The sequence below is a fragment of the Massilia oculi genome (assembly GCF_017582745.1).
Classification (GTDB): domain Bacteria; phylum Pseudomonadota; class Gammaproteobacteria; order Burkholderiales; family Burkholderiaceae_D; genus Telluria; species Telluria oculi_A.
The window spans coordinates 143,514-158,288 of the sequence record NZ_JAFVIM010000012.1 but is presented as its reverse complement, the minus strand read 5'-3'; the positions used below and the strand labels follow the sequence as shown (position 1 = coordinate 158,288).

Annotated in this window: 12 protein-coding genes; 5 read left to right on the top strand and 7 right to left on the bottom strand. The window is 63.1% G+C overall.

What is annotated here, in order from left to right; genetic code table 11:
* Positions 1-21: 21 nt before the first annotated feature.
* Positions 22-156, bottom strand: a complete 135-nt coding sequence (rpmH, locus tag J3U95_RS15595) for a 50S ribosomal protein L34 (RefSeq protein WP_040378179.1) — start codon at positions 154-156, stop codon at positions 22-24.
* Between the two features lie 365 nt (positions 157-521).
* Here rpmH and dnaA point away from each other — a divergent pair, with 365 nt between their 5' ends.
* The 3 genes from dnaA to gyrB all read left to right on the top strand — a co-directional run bounded on the left by dnaA (position 522) and on the right by gyrB (position 5,717).
* Entirely contained in the window at positions 522-1,943 is a 1,422-nt protein-coding gene (gene dnaA, locus J3U95_RS15590) for a chromosomal replication initiator protein DnaA (RefSeq protein ID WP_208279509.1), read from the top strand.
* Between the two features lie 94 nt (positions 1,944-2,037).
* Positions 2,038-3,144, top strand: coding sequence for a DNA polymerase III subunit beta (gene dnaN / locus J3U95_RS15585; RefSeq protein WP_208279507.1), 1,107 nt, complete (start codon positions 2,038-2,040; stop codon positions 3,142-3,144).
* Between the two features lie 71 nt (positions 3,145-3,215).
* A complete protein-coding gene (gene gyrB, locus J3U95_RS15580) occupies positions 3,216-5,717 on the top strand; it encodes a DNA topoisomerase (ATP-hydrolyzing) subunit B (RefSeq protein WP_208279505.1) in 2,502 nt (833 codons plus the stop codon).
* A gap of 56 nt (positions 5,718-5,773) precedes the next feature.
* Here the strand turns inward: gyrB and J3U95_RS15575 are convergent, their stop codons facing one another.
* Entirely contained in the window at positions 5,774-7,060 is a 1,287-nt protein-coding gene (locus J3U95_RS15575) for an MFS transporter (RefSeq protein ID WP_208279503.1), read from the bottom strand.
* A 248-nt stretch (positions 7,061-7,308) separates the two neighbouring features.
* Here J3U95_RS15575 and J3U95_RS15570 point away from each other — a divergent pair, with 248 nt between their 5' ends.
* Positions 7,309-7,740: a hypothetical protein gene (locus J3U95_RS15570; protein WP_208279501.1), complete on the top strand. Its 432-nt coding sequence runs from the start codon at positions 7,309-7,311 to the stop codon at positions 7,738-7,740.
* Here J3U95_RS15570 and J3U95_RS15565 read toward each other — a convergent pair whose 3' ends face one another.
* Both J3U95_RS15565 and J3U95_RS15560 read right to left on the bottom strand, forming a co-directional pair.
* The gene (locus tag J3U95_RS15565; RefSeq protein WP_208279499.1) at positions 7,741-8,265 is read right to left on the bottom strand and encodes a nuclear transport factor 2 family protein; all 525 of its coding nucleotides are present in this window, start codon (positions 8,263-8,265) and stop codon (positions 7,741-7,743) included.
* Between the two features lie 141 nt (positions 8,266-8,406).
* The gene (locus tag J3U95_RS15560) at positions 8,407-9,513 is read right to left on the bottom strand and encodes an NHL repeat-containing protein (RefSeq protein ID WP_208279497.1); all 1,107 of its coding nucleotides are present in this window, start codon (positions 9,511-9,513) and stop codon (positions 8,407-8,409) included.
* Between the two features lie 566 nt (positions 9,514-10,079).
* On the opposite strand from J3U95_RS15560, the gene leuA reads away from it, so the two are divergent.
* Complete coding sequence (leuA, locus tag J3U95_RS15555; RefSeq protein WP_208279565.1) at positions 10,080-11,762, top strand: 2-isopropylmalate synthase; 1,683 nt, start codon at positions 10,080-10,082, stop codon at positions 11,760-11,762.
* A gap of 42 nt (positions 11,763-11,804) precedes the next feature.
* Here the strand turns inward: leuA and infA are convergent, their stop codons facing one another.
* From infA to J3U95_RS15540, 3 genes are all read right to left on the bottom strand, one after another.
* Positions 11,805-12,071 (bottom strand): translation initiation factor IF-1, encoded by a 267-nt coding sequence (gene infA, locus J3U95_RS15550; protein WP_005664553.1) that lies wholly within the window; start codon positions 12,069-12,071, stop codon positions 11,805-11,807.
* 382 nt (positions 12,072-12,453) lie between these two features.
* Positions 12,454-12,711, bottom strand: a complete 258-nt coding sequence (locus J3U95_RS15545; RefSeq protein ID WP_208279495.1) for a hypothetical protein — start codon at positions 12,709-12,711, stop codon at positions 12,454-12,456.
* A gap of 73 nt (positions 12,712-12,784) precedes the next feature.
* The gene (locus tag J3U95_RS15540; protein WP_208279493.1) at positions 12,785-14,434 is read right to left on the bottom strand and encodes an ATP-binding domain-containing protein; all 1,650 of its coding nucleotides are present in this window, start codon (positions 14,432-14,434) and stop codon (positions 12,785-12,787) included.
* Positions 14,435-14,775: the final 341 nt, after the last annotated feature.

The window sequence follows — 14,775 nt, the reverse complement described above, 5'->3', positions numbered from 1 at the left end:
AATCGATCTGCGGTGCGTGGCTTAGACAGCCAGACGCTTGCGGCCCTTGGCGCGGCGAGCGTTCAGGACTTGACGGCCACCACGGGTAGCCATACGTGCGCGGAAGCCGTGCGTGCGCTTGCGACGGACGACGGAAGGTTGGTAAGTACGTTTCATGGTGGTCTCGCTTAAAGCAAAATAAGATGCAAAATCGGGTCTGACGTCGTGTCAGATTCGGCGCCGATGACAGTTTCGCTCGAGGTTAAACCAGCGTCACGCCACAGCAAGTCTTTCGTCGCCCAACCACCAGCCGCTGAAAAATCACAGCCTGGCATGGCGCACGGACGGGGAACCCTGAATTAGACTCTACTTCGCACCTTCATGTCAAGGCAGCTGTTGTTTCGCCAACCGCCATCCAGTGGGCTTTCCAGCTTGGCAAGAGGTCGACCCGGCTCGCCATTTCGGTGGAAAATATGTGCAGCGCCTGTGGATAACTTCGGCCGAGACAGGTAAAATAGCGTGTTACGAATCAAAAGCGAAGTATGGAAAATTTTTGGCAGTCAGCATCCGCGCAGCTTGAGCTCGAGCTCACGCCGCAGCAATTCAGCGCGTGGATCAAACCGCTGGTGGCCCTCGACTATGAAGACGGCAAGCTGCGCATCGCTGCGCCCAACCGCTTCAAGCTCGACTGGGTCAAGACGCAGTTCGCTACTCGCATCACCGAACTGGCGGCCCAGTACTGGGAAGCGCCGGTCGAGGTGCAGTTCGTGCTCGACCCTAAGAACAATCCTGCCCGCAAGCCGGCAGACACGGGCGCATCCGGCAACTCGGCCACGGTCGACTTCAACGCGCCGCGCCCTGCGCCTGGCGCCGACAACCCGAGCCCGTCCGCCAGCCCGAGCCCGACCCAGAACCTGAACATCGCCAACTCGCCCAAGCGCGAGCAAAGCCGGATCAACACCGAGCTTACTTTTGATAGCTTCGTGACCGGTAAGGCCAACCAGCTGGCGCGCGCCGCCGCGATCCAGGTCGCCAACAACCCGGGCGTGTCGTACAACCCGCTGTTCTTCTACGGCGGCGTCGGCCTCGGTAAGACCCACTTGATCCATGCGATCGGCAACCAGGTCATGGCCGACCAGCCGAACGCGCGCATCCGCTACATCCACGCCGAGCAGTACGTGCGCGACGTCGTCACCGCCTATCAGCGCAAGGGCTTCGACGATTTCAAGCATTACTATCATTCGCTCGATATGCTGCTCATCGATGATATTCAATTCTTCGGTGGCAAGAGCCGCACGCAGGAAGAGTTCTTCTATGCGTTCGAGGCGCTGATCGCGGCCAAGAAGCAGATCATCATCACTTCGGATACGTATCCAAAAGAGATCACGGGCATGGACGACCGCCTGATCTCGCGCTTCGACTCCGGCCTGACGGTGGCGATCGAGCCGCCCGAGCTCGAGATGCGCGTGGCGATTCTCTTGAAAAAAGCACAGTCCGAAGACGTCACCCTGTCGGACGACGTCGCCTTCTTCGTGGCCAAGCACCTGCGCTCCAACGTGCGAGAGCTCGAAGGCGCGCTGCGCAAGATCCTGGCCTATTCGCGCTTCCACGGCAAAGACATCACCATCGATGTCGTCAAGGAAGCACTGAAGGATCTGCTGTCGGTGCAGAACCGTCAAATTTCTGTGGAAAACATCCAGAAGACGGTGGCCGACTTCTTCAACATCAAGGTCGCGGACATGTACTCGAAGCGCCGGCCGGCGAACATCGCCCGTCCGCGCCAGATCGCCATGTACCTGGCAAAAGAACTCACGCAAAAGAGTCTGCCGGAAATCGGCGAATTGTTCGGCGGCCGCGACCACACGACCGTGTTGCACGCGGTGCGCAAGATCGCCGGCGACCGCCAGAAAAATCCAGAGTGCAACCACGAGCTGCACGTGCTGGAACAGACGCTCAAGGGTTGATTTCCTGCCCTTGAGCGGAATTTTTGTGTTTGCCTCAGGCAATGGCACAATATCGCTTTAGTAATACATTCAACAAACAAAACTGAGGATAACTATGCAATTGGTCAAATCCACCCGAGATACGCTTCTCCGGCCACTGCAGATCGTGAGCGGTATTGTCGAGCGTCGGCACACTATGCCGATTCTGGCCAATATCCTCATTCGCAAGAACGGCGAGAGCGTGTCCTTCCTGTCGACCGACACCGAAGTGCAGATCACCACGCACGCCAATATCGGTTCGGGCGACGACGTGACCGGCACCACGGTGGCCGCGCGTAAACTGCTCGACATCCTGCGCGCGCTGCCGGAATCGGGCGACGTCACGATGACCCTGCAGAACAAGCGCCTGGCGGTCCAGAGCGGCAAGTCGCGCTTCGCGCTGCAAACCCTGGCGGCCGAGGAATTCCCGACCGTTTCGGTGGCCGACAGCTACAACGCTTCGGTGACCCTGCCGCAAAAAACGCTGAAGCACCTGTTCAATATGGTGTACTTCTCGATGGCCCAGCAGGACATCCGTTACTACCTGAACGGCCTGCTGCTGGTGCTCGACGGCAGCAACATCATTGCCGTGGCAACGGACGGCCACCGCCTGGCGTTCTGCCAGGTGGAGACCGAGCAGCAGTTCGAGCGCCAGGAAGTGATCATCCCGCGCAAGACCATCATCGAGCTGCAGCGCCTGCTGGAAGAAAGCGACGAAACCGTGCGCCTGGACATCGCGGCCTCGCAGGTGAAACTGACCTTCGCCGACATCGAGCTGGTCTCGAAACTGGTCGAAGGCAAATTCCCTGACTACACCCGCGTGATCCCCAAGGGTTACAAGAACGACTTCACGATCAGCCGCGATGAACTGCTGCGTTCGCTGCAGCGCGCCGCGATCATGACCAGCGACAAGTTCAAGGGCGTGCGCTGCATCGTCGAGCCGGGCGTCATGAAGATCAGCTCGACCAATGCCGACCAGGAAGAAGCGGTCGAAGAACTCGAGATCGACTACGGCGGCGATTCGATCGACATCGGCTTCAACGTCACCTACCTGCTCGACGTGCTGAACAACCTGAAGTGCGACCAGGTGAACATCGCCCTGGGCGACTCGAATTCGTCGGCCCTGATCTCGATTCCCGACAATGGCGACTTCAAGTACGTCGTCATGCCGATGCGCATCTGACGCGTCGCGCGGGCCGCTCCGGCGGCCCGCATGCATTTGCCTGAACTAGATAGTCTTATAGAAAGCAGTCCATGTCCGAGAATATCCCAGCAGAAAAGCCCGCCCCACAGGCGGATGAATACGGCGCGTCCTCGATCCAGATCCTGGAGGGTTTGGAAGCGGTGCGCAAGCGTCCGGGCATGTATATCGGCGACACTTCGGACGGCACCGGCCTGCACCACCTGGTGTTCGAGGTCCTCGACAACTCGATCGACGAAGCGCTGGCCGGCTATTGCACCGAGATCCACGTCACGATCCACTCCGACAACTCGATTTCGATCACCGACAACGGCCGCGGCATCCCGACCGGCGTCAAGATGGACGACAAGCACGAGCCGAAGCGCTCGGCGACCGAGATCGCCCTGACCGAGCTGCACGCCGGCGGCAAGTTCAACCAGAACTCCTATAAGGTGTCGGGCGGCCTGCACGGCGTCGGCGTGTCCTGCGTGAACGCACTGTCGAAGCTGCTGCGCGTGACCGTGCGCCAGAACGGCAAGGTGCACCAGCTGGAATTTACCCGCGGCGTGCCGGTGGATCGCCTGATCGAAGTGGTCGATGGCGTGGAAGTGTCCCCGATGAAGGTGATCGGCGAGACCGACAAGCGCGGCACCGAGGTGCATTTCTGGGCTGACGAAGAAATCTTCACGCTGGTGGAGTTCCACTACGAGATCCTGTCCAAGCGTATCCGCGAACTGTCGTTCCTGAACAATGGCGTCAGCATCAAGCTCTCCGACCAGCGCACCGGCAAGGAAGAGCTGTTCGCCTTCGAAGGCGGCACCCGTGGCTTCGTCGAGTACATCAACAAGTCGAAGAGCGTCCTGCACCCGAGCGTGTTCCAGGCGACCGGCGACCGCATGTCGGACCAGGGCACGAATATCTCGGTGGACGTCTCGATGCAGTGGAACGATTCGTTCAACGAGCAGGTGCTGTGCTTCACCAACAACATCCCGCAGCGCGACGGCGGCACCCACCTGACCGGCCTGCGCGCGGCGATGACGCGCGTGATCAACAAGTACATCGACGAGAACGACTTCGCCAAGAAGGCCAAGGTCGAGATCTCGGGCGACGATATGCGCGAAGGCCTGACCTGCGTGCTGTCCGTGAAAGTGCCCGAGCCGAAATTCTCGTCGCAGACCAAGGATAAACTGGTGTCGTCGGAGGTGCGCGGCCCGGTCGAGGAAATCGTCGCCAAGACGCTCACGGACTTCCTGATGGAAAAGCCGAACGACGCCAAGATCATCTGCGGCAAGATCGTCGAAGCCGCCCGCGCCCGCGAAGCGGCGCGCAAGGCGCGCGACCTGACCCGCCGCAAGGGCGTGATGGACGGCCTGGGCCTGTCGTCGAAGCTGGCTGACTGCCAGGAACGCGACCCGGCGCTGGCCGAGCTGTACATCGTCGAGGGTGACTCGGCAGGTGGTTCGGCCAAGCAGGGCCGCGACCGTAAATTCCAGGCGATCCTGCCGCTGCGCGGCAAGGTGCTGAACGTGGAAAAGGCGCGCTTCGAGAAGATGCTGTCGTCGGAACAGATCACGACCCTGATCGCGACCCTCGGCACCTCGATCGGCCCGGACGAGTTCAACGTCGACAAGCTGCGCTATCACCGCATCATCATCATGACCGACGCGGACGTCGACGGCGCCCACATCCGTACCCTGCTGCTGACGCTGTTCTACCGCCAGATGCCGCAGTTGGTGGAACGTGGCCACATCTATATCGCGCAACCGCCGCTGTACAAGGTCAAGGCCGGCCGCGACGAGCGTTATCTGAAGGATGACGTCGAAGAAGCCAGCTACATGATGACCGTGGCGCTGAACACCGCTTCGCTGATTCCGCGCGAAGGCGCCGACGCGGTGACCGGCGAGGCGCTGGCCGAGCTGGCGCGCAAGTACAACCTGGCCAACGCCATCATGATGCGCCTGGCGCGCGTGATCGATCGCGCTGCGCTGACGGCGATCGTCAGCGGTGGCGTGACGCTGGACCTGACCACGCTGGAAGGCGCGGAAGCGTCGGCCAAGGCGATGGAAGCGGCGATCAACGATCCGGTGGTGAAGGTCAAGGTGAAATCCGACGAGCTGTCCGAGAAGCACGGCCTGCGCATCGAACGCATCTACCACGGCAACGTGCAGGTGACCGCGATCGACGCCGACTTCGTGGCGGGCGCCGACTACACCGTGCTGGCCGATTCGGCCGCCACCTTCCAGGGCCTGATGGGCGAAGGCGCGATCGTGCGCCGCGGTGAAGGCGAGCGCATGAAGGAGTTTGCTGTGCGCGACTTCCACGCGGCGATGGAGTGGCTGCGTGAAGAGGCGGAGCGTGGCGTGAACAAGCAGCGCTACAAGGGTCTGGGCGAGATGAATCCGGAGCAGCTGTGGGAGACCACGATGGATCCGACCGTGCGTCGTTTGTTGAAGGTGCAGATCGAGGATGCTATTGCGGCGGATCAGATCTTTACGACGCTGATGGGGGATGAAGTCGAGCCGCGTCGTAACTTCATCGAGACTAATGCTCTGCGCGCTGGCAATATCGACGTCTGAGCGTATTGCGCTTCAAGTCAAAACGGCCTCTTCGTGAGGCCGTTTTTTATTGCTGCTCAATCCTGCTCGGGTATCGGGCGAACCACCAGGAACTGATAAGACATCGCACCAAGGAAGGCAATGCCGGCGCCCGTCAGCAAGGCCGGCACGAACGACCAGCCCTGTGCGATATAGCCGGTAAAGATCGGCGCCAGCGCGCCGCCGATAAAGCCGCCAAAATTCTGAATCGCCCCAAGCGAAGCGATACGGCTGCGCGGCGCCACCGCCGTCACCAGCGACCACGAACAGGCCGACGCCGCGTTGGCCAGGAAGATCACGACCGAGATGCAGGCAATTGCCGCGGTATTGCTCTCGACCAGCGCGGCAGGAATCGTGAACGCCACCATCCCCAGCATCGACAGCACCACCGCCGTACGCCGCCCGGTGACGACCGATTTCGCACGGCGTGTGATCTGGTCCGACGCCCAGCCGGCCGACAGCGCGCCCAGGAAGCCGCACAGGAAGGGAATCGTCGCCGCCACACCGACATAGGCCACGTCCATATGACGTTCAGTGCGCAGATACCCCGGCAGCCAGGTGAGGAAAACCCAGTTCAGATAGACCGAACCGAAGAAGCCGAGCAGCATGCCCCAGGTGGCGCGCTGGCGGAACAGCGCACTCCAGGACGCGAAGCCCGTCTCCGGCGCGGCCTCCAGGGTCTGACCTTCATCCAGGTAGGCCCGCTCGGCGTCGGTCAACTCTTCGCGCACCGGGTCGCGATACAGCATGACCCAGACGATGGCTGCGACGATGCCCAGCGCGCCCGTGATGAAGAAGGCCCAGTGCCAGCTGGTCGCGGCGATCAGCGGCGACAGGCACAACGGCGCCAGTGCGAACCCCAGCGGCGATGCCGAGTTATAGATGCCGGTCGGCGTGCCGCGCGCACGCAAGGGGAACCAGTTGCTCACCACCCGCGCCGCGGCCGGGAATTGCGGCGCTTCGCCGATGCCCAGCACGACGCGCGCCAGCACGAACCAGCCGAAGGTGGAGACGAGTCCACCTGCAGCCTGGGCCAGCGACCAGATCACCAGTCCCGCACCGAGGAGCCAGCGCGGTCCGATCTTGTCGACCAGGGCGCCAACCGGCAGCTGGCACAGCGCATAACTCCACGAGAAGGCCGACAGCAGCAAGCCCATCTCGCCGAGCGAGAGGCCAAGGTCGGCGCGGATGAATTCATTGGCGACGGCCAGCGTGGCGCGGTCCAGATAATTGATGACGCCGGTGACGACCAGCAGCGTCAGCGCCAGATTCTGGCGGTAGCGGATACGCGCTGTCGCGGTCAGGTGAGTAGAGGTAACGTTCATTTCGGGATGGTACCAAACGGCACCAGCCACCAGTTACGCCTTTTTTGCCATGGCATGTTTGCAACACAGCGACAACAAGACATAAAACTCGTGCTACCATCCGCTCCGGGCTGTGCAGGACGCCCACTCTCGCGAAAGCCAGCGCACCTGCCAACGTCCATGACGTGACCGTTTTCCAGGAGTTCGATCCCTGTTCATTCACAGATGCCGTAGCGAGAGCGGCCAATACCATGTGAAAAGGACTTGGCATGCGCCTCCACCGAAACACCCCTCCAGACACCAATACCGATTTCCTGCGCCGCTACGCCCGCGGCATGCTGCGCAGCGCCCACTCGGACCAGCCAAGCAAAGCCTTGCCGATCTTGCGTCGCGTGCACGCGGCTGGAACGACAGCAGACGCGCGCGTCACGCAGCTCTACCACGCACGCACGACGCTGCAGCTCAAGCACATGTTCCGCACGCTGGCCGCAGAGCTGGGCTACGCGACCTGGGATGCGTGCAAGCGCGATATCGACCGCCGTCCGCCGGAAGTGCTGGACCGCTTCCGGCTCGATCTCGGCGCGTTTGGCGACCATGAGCAGATCTGGTTTGCGGACCAGCCGACCGCCGCGGCCTGGCAGCGCGAACATGGCGGGCGCATGATCGAGTATGGGAAGCAGGCTGTCGTGATGCCAGCCTGATTACTGCGAGGCCGGCACCCGCCGCAACACATCGTCATACGGCGCCAGATCGAGATAGGCCGTCACCTCGGTCGCGCGGCCGCCCTGCATGCGGAAGATCCACAGATAGCTGTTGCGGTATGGCTTGCCATCCTTCGCCACCGCTTCGCCATCCCACTCGATGATGACGTGATCCCCATCGGCCCACAGGTTGCGGATCGTGGGCCGGATCTGGCGTTGCAGGCGGGTCGACAGCGGCGTGACCGCGCCGTCGATCAATTCCTGCTTGCCGCGAAGAACGCGCGCGGTCGGGCTGCTGCCCTTGATGGTCCAGACCACATTCGGCGCCAGCATGTCGTCGAAGAAGGTCTTCCCGCCGGCGGCCCAGGCAGCGAATGCTTTATTAACCGCTTCCTTGTTGGCCTGCGCTTGCGCCGAGCCGCTGTCGGCGCGCGCCGAAGACGCGGACCACACCAGCGCAGCCATCAACACCCAGGCAGCCACCCAGCGTGACGAAGCACCCGAACCCGATCGAGAGAATTCCATATCGCACTCCTTGATGATCGTTGAATGGGAAGGCCATCCCCGGCTCTTCCGCTTCCGGCTAGTGTGCAGCGCACGCGCTGGCGCACGGTAGCTCGATCATCCGGGAAGCTTGCACGATCATCCGAAGATGCGGGTCAGCGCCTACGGCAGCCTGATCTTGACCACCGCATTGCCGGACGTGACATACAGATTGCCTTTGCCGTCCGTGACGATGCCGCGCACGTCAGCCAGGCTGCCCGGCAGGTCGCCGGTGCGCAGGGTCGTCGACCGTGTCGTTCCCGCCACGGTCGTGACCACGCCTTCCGGCGTGATCCTGCGTACCAGGTTGTTGATCGCATCGGCCGCATACACATTGCCGCGCGGGTCGACCGTCAGCGCCACCACCTGCTCGAAGCGCGCGGCGGTGCCGATGCCGTTGATTGACCCCCGTGCATTCGCCGCGCCGGCCAGGAAAATCATGTTGTTAACGCCGATCACGCCGTTCGGGTTCCAGCGGCTGATCTCGCGGTCCAGGTCGAACACGAACAGGTTATTGTTGTTGTCCACCGCCACGCCGCGCGGCTCGAACAGGCTCACACCGGTCAGGTTGTTGACGACGGATTGGCCTTCCAGCATCAGCGTATTGTCCCCTGCAATCCTGCGCGTACTGTAGCTATTGGTGATGAACAGGTTGTCGCTGGCATCGACCGCGATCGCGCCAGGCATCACGGAAGCCATCCGGCCCGCGGCGACATTGCTCCCGATCGGAATCGTGGCCGTCGTGCTGACGCGTCCAGCTGAGGTAATGCTCCGGATGCGCAGATTATCGGCAACATAAATGGTCCCGCGCCGGTTCACCGCCACGGCCACCGGATTGCCGAAGCGGGCATTGCCCGTGTCACCATCGACAAAGCCGCTGGTGCCGGCCGCCCCGGCCACCGTCGTGACCACGCCTGCCGGCGTGATCTTGCGAATGACGAAGTTGCCGGTGTCCGCGACATACAGATTGTCATCGGCATCGATCGCAATGCCTCGCGGCGATTTGAAGCGCGCGGCCGTACCGGTGCCATCCATCGTGCCTTCGATCGTCGGATCGCCCGCCACGATCGACAGCGCGGCCGCCGGCGCTGGCGGCGGTTCACCGCCGTCTTCGTCGTCCTGGCCCTTCGGGATGCCGTCGCCGCAGGCGGAGCACAGCAGCATCAGGGCGGCGGCGCCGCACAGCTTGAGGCGAAGTCGGGCAGTGTCGGTCACGGAACGGCGGGTCATGAATCTCTCCAGAAAGGTCCGTATTCGATGCTACCACGCAGCAAGCTATCGACCGCTTTCCCAGCCATGGTAGCTGCATAAACTGCATCGCCACTCCGCCGCCACGGCGCTGAAGTAACACTTTCGCCGAGCAATCCGCCCTAGCGTCGCAACGAATTTCCCGTACTTTCTTTCCCACAATTGCCAATTGCCCGCTTGACATACGGCCAAGAGTTCCTTAAAGTCGAAATTATGTCTTTCACCCTGCATCTGTCGACCACCCTACCAGCCGCCGGCGCGCTATCGCTGGCTGCCCTGCTACTACGCGCGTAACTCTCCGCCGTACGTCCCGGCTCCGCCGGCCCCAACAGCAGTAGGATTCGCACCGATGTCTACCACGCCATTTTTCGCACCATCGATTTTCCTCACCGGGTTCGTCCTGGCGGCCGGCTTGCGCGCACCGACTCGTGCGCTGCTAAAGCTACCGATCGGTTGCCGGGCCTAGCGTTTTCGTGGCCCGCCCGGCAGCCTGTCGCCACCTCTCAGACCCACAAGGTCGCCCAGTGACCACCCCATCAGGAGCCCCGATCATGCTGAACAACCCCGCCACCAAATACCGTCCCTTCCCCGCCGTCCCCTTGGCCGACCGCCAGTGGCCGAGCCGCAGCATCACCACGCCGCCGATCTGGATGAGCACCGACCTGCGCGACGGTAACCAGGCATTGATCGAGCCGATGAGCGTGGAGAAAAAGCTGCGCTTCTTCAAGATGCTGGTCAAGATCGGCATCAAGGAGATCGAGGTCGGCTTCCCGTCCGCCTCGCAGACCGATTTCGATTTCGTGCGCATGCTGGTGGAAGACAAGCACATTCCGGATGACGTCACCATCATCGTGCTGACCCAGTCGCGCGATGAGCTGATCCGCCGCACGGTGGAATCGGCGGTCGGCGCCAAGCGCGCCATCGTCCACGTCTACAACTCGGTGGCGCCGGTGTTCCGCCGCGTGGTGTTCGGCATGGAGCGCGACGAGATCGTGCAGATCGCGGTCAAGGGCGTCCAGCTGATCAAGGAACTGGTGGCCCAGCATCCGCAGACCCAATGGGGCCTGGAGTATTCGCCGGAATCGTTCTCGACCACCGAACTCGATTTCTCGAAGCAGATCACCGACGCGGTCAGCGCCGTATGGCAGCCGACGCCGGATAACAAGATGATCGTCAACCTGCCGTCGACGGTGGAAGCGGCGACGCCGAACGTCTACGCCGACCAGATCGAATGGATGTGCCGCCACCTGAACAACCGCGAGTCCCTGGTCATCAGCGTCCACCCGCACAATGACCGCGGCACCGCCGTTGCCGCCGCCGAGCTGGCGGTGATGGCCGGCGCCGACCGCGTCGAGGGCTGCCTGTTCGGCAACGGCGAGCGTACCGGCAATGTCGACCTGGTCACCCTGGCGATGAACCTGTACACGCAGGGCGTCAATCCTGGCCTCGACTTCTCGGACATCGACGCCGTGCGCCAGCTGGTCGAGGACTGCAACCAGCTGCCGGTGCATCCGCGCCATCCATATGCGGGCGACCTGGTGTTCACCGCCTTCTCGGGCTCGCACCAGGATGCGATCAAGAAGGGCTTCGCCAAGCAGCAGCCCGACGCGATCTGGGAAGTGCCGTACCTGCCGATCGACCCGGCCGACCTGGGCCGCAGCTACGACGCCGTCATCCGCGTCAACAGCCAGTCGGGCAAGGGCGGCATGGCCTACCTGCTGGAACAGGAATACGGCCTGCAGCTGCCACGTCGCCTGCAGATCGAGTTCTCGCGCGCCGTTCAGCGCGTAGCCGACGAGAGCGGCCGCGAGATCAACGCCGGCGACCTGCATGCGCTGTTCGCGCGCGAATACCTGGAGCAGGACGAGCCGTATCACTACATCTCGCACCGCATGGTCGAGGACAGCGAGCATGAGGTGCAGCTGGACGTGAACGTGGCGCGCCACCATGCACAGCAAGCCTTCGCCGGCACCGGCAACGGTCCGATCGACGCCTTCGTCAATGCGCTGGGCCTGGAGATTCGCCTGATGGACTACCACGAGCACGCGATCGGCTCGGGCGCCGATGCGCGCGCGGCCTGCTACGTCGAACTGCGCGTGGGGAATGGTCCGACATTGTTCGGCGTGGGCATCGACAGCAATATCGTGACGGCGTCGTTCAAGTCGGTGTTGTCGGCGGTGAACCGCCATATGGCTGCAAGCGGAGAGGGTTCGGCCGCGCTCGCGGCCTGACGCCCACAATGGGGCGCGGGGCGCCCTGCCGCCGGCGCTCGATCAGCGGCGGCGCTGCGGCGCGCGGCGCGGGCCGGCCGGTCCGCGCGACTCGAGATGGCGGAACACGATGCGGCCCTTGGTCAGGTCGTAGGGCGACAGCTCGAGCGTGACACGGTCGCCCATCAGGATGCGGATGTGATTCTTCTTCATGCGGCCGGCCGTATAGGCGATCATCTTGTGGCCGTTTTCCAGCTCGACGCGGAAACGCAGTTCGGGCAGCACTTCCGACACGAGGCCGTTCATTTCGATCAGTTCTTCTTTTGCCATGCGGGTTCTCCTCAGGTGTGCGGCGCCGGCGGGAGCCAGGCGTCGTCGATGCGGGGAAGCGTTGGGCCCGGCATGCAGCGCCAGGAGAGAGGGATGAAAAAAAAGCCCGCATCCTGCGGGCTTCGTTTCAAAGCATTACCGATTTATCGCCGCTCCCGCCCATGCTATCTGCGTGGTGCCGGAGCTATGGACGCCCGCGCTATCTGCGTGGTGCGTCCGCTGTACAGGCTGACTGACATACCGAAAATACGTCCTCCGGAAAGTCGCGCACTGCACAGGCGCGGTCACGGATCGGAGGACTTTCGACCGGGCGTGGCCTGATCGAGAAGTCGAGTATAACAGCATTGTTTGTGCGGCGCACAAATTAATATTGTCCACCGTATTAATGCGGCATCGGCTCGTCGCCGTCGTCGCGGTCGGCCATCATGCGTTCGGCGGCGGTCGACGCATCGTCGTCGACCTGGGAAGCGGCAACTGCCTCAGGCGGATCGAGCATGTCGGCTAGCATGGCCTGCAGTTCCGGCGTGTCCCACTCCTTGCCGGCGCGCTGCCGCCGGTGGATGTAGTGCTGGATCTCGCTATGCTGTTCAGGGGTCAAGGGCAAGCCGTGGAACGTGGTGCCCGGGGTCGCTTCGCGCATGCTGCCTCCTGTGCCCCGCCGATGTGGCCGGGTACACCGACTATACGCCGACGCGCACCGGGCGGCGCGCGCTTCACGCCGCGGCCCCAGTCCCGCTCATCCGGTCGAGCATCTGCAGCGAGGCGCGCTCGCTCATCACCAGCACCAGTTTCAGGCGCGCACGCGTCATGCCCACGAAAAGTTTGCGCAGCGCGCGCTCGTCCAGCTCCTCGAAATCGATCTCGGTGAAGATCAGCGCCGGCGCCGACTGTCCCTTGAAGCGGTACACCGACTCCGCCAGCAATCCCCCTTCGCGGAACACCGGGTTGCCGAACAGATCATAGGCGCCGGTGAACGAGCGCAGCGTGTGCGCATCGCTCAGGCGGTCGAGCTTCAGGATCGCCGACTTCTCCCGCCCGCGAAACGCGCAGATCGCGATGTCCTGGCGCCCGAAGCCGGCCGCCAGGCAGGAAGTCACGGCGCGCCGGGTCTGCGCCAGCATCGCTTCCTCATCTCCCTCCGGATAGATCATCTCCTCGATGTCGGCGCCCTTGAACGGGCTGCCCGCCTCCACCGGCTGGCGCGCGGCGCCGATCTTGGTCAGCATGTCGACGATCTGGCGCGGGCTGCGGTAATTGGTGTGCGAATGCAGGGTCACCCAGCCCGGCAGCGGCACCATCGCGCGGCCGTACAGGTTCTGGTCCGGGTCTTCCATCCAGATCGCGCGCCCGCCCGGCTTGAGCATGCGCAGCACGATGTCGCGCCAGGCCACCGAGAAATCCTGGCCCTCGTCGACGATCACCACGTCGAACTGCCAGGTCTCGGGCAGCTCGGCGTCCGTCATCGAGTATTCGATCCGGTCCCAGACGTCGGCCGCGCCGTAGTCGGGCGTGACGTCCTGAGCGCGCAGCCAGGCGTCGGACAGCATGTGGAAGGTGGCCACCCGTCCGCCGGCCGGCACCAGGCGTTCGATGTGGTCGGCCAGCGGCCGGTTAAAGCAGACATAGAGCGGACGCAGGCCGGCGTCGAGCGCGGCCGTGTATTCGGCCAGCGCCAGCTGGGTCTTGCCGCTGCCGGCGGTGCCGATCACGTGCAGGCGGAACGGAGAAAATTCCAGCCGCCGGGCCCAGGTCGCCAGGCCGCCCGACAGCCGCGTCACCATGTTTACCGCGTTGCCGATCATGGCGCTGGGGTCGGGCCGCAGGTTCAGCGTGTCGCCCAAAAAGCGCGTGACCTTGTCGAAGTCGTCGGTGCGGTCCGTTACCGGCAGCGACTCGCGGATCACGCGCGCCAGCTTGGGCTTGTTGGTGGCGTCGATGATGTGGTCGGGGTCGATCCCGGCCAGCTGCTGGTCGCGCACGATGTAGTCGGGGCAGTACAGCAGATAGTCGACCGACAGCGTGCCGTGGTAGCGCTTGGTCAGCCCCTCGATGGTCGCCAGGATCTGGCTGCGGATCTTGCGCGGCTTGCCCTGGTAGTTCTTGACCAGGCCTTCCGGGGTCTCGTTCAGGAAGCCGGCGACCTGCTCGATGACCAGGATGCGGCCGTTCGGGGCGAGCACGATGAAGTCGACGTCGCCATACACCGAGTAACCCTGCTCGACATTGGTCCAGTGCACGCCGTGGTAGATGACATAGGGGGTGTCGGCCAGGCGCTCGTCGAGGTAAGCCAGGGTTTCGATCTCGCGCGCGGCGGCGCCGGTGACGGCCATCTCGCGCCAGCCGGCAGGTTGGATATGGGCCATGGTGTCCGCAAGCGTTAGTAAGGTGGAAACTATTGTAAGTCTGTTTCCATGATAGTCACACACCGTTGTCGGGGGAACGCATTATTGGGACGAAATCCACTTGGATCGTTGCCGAAGTGAAAAACTTATTGTCGCCTGGCGGCAATCCGGTGCACACTTTCGGCCATTACGCATAGCGTCAAGGTTCTCCGTGCACTTACCATTTACCCTTAAGGCAATTTCGCTTCCGGCACTGCGCCTATGGGGGTGGCTGCTGTGTGTCCTGTGCCTGCTACCGGCACCGGCGCTGGCTGGACAGATATATACCTTCGATGGCGGCAAAGTCCGCGGTTGCCAACTCG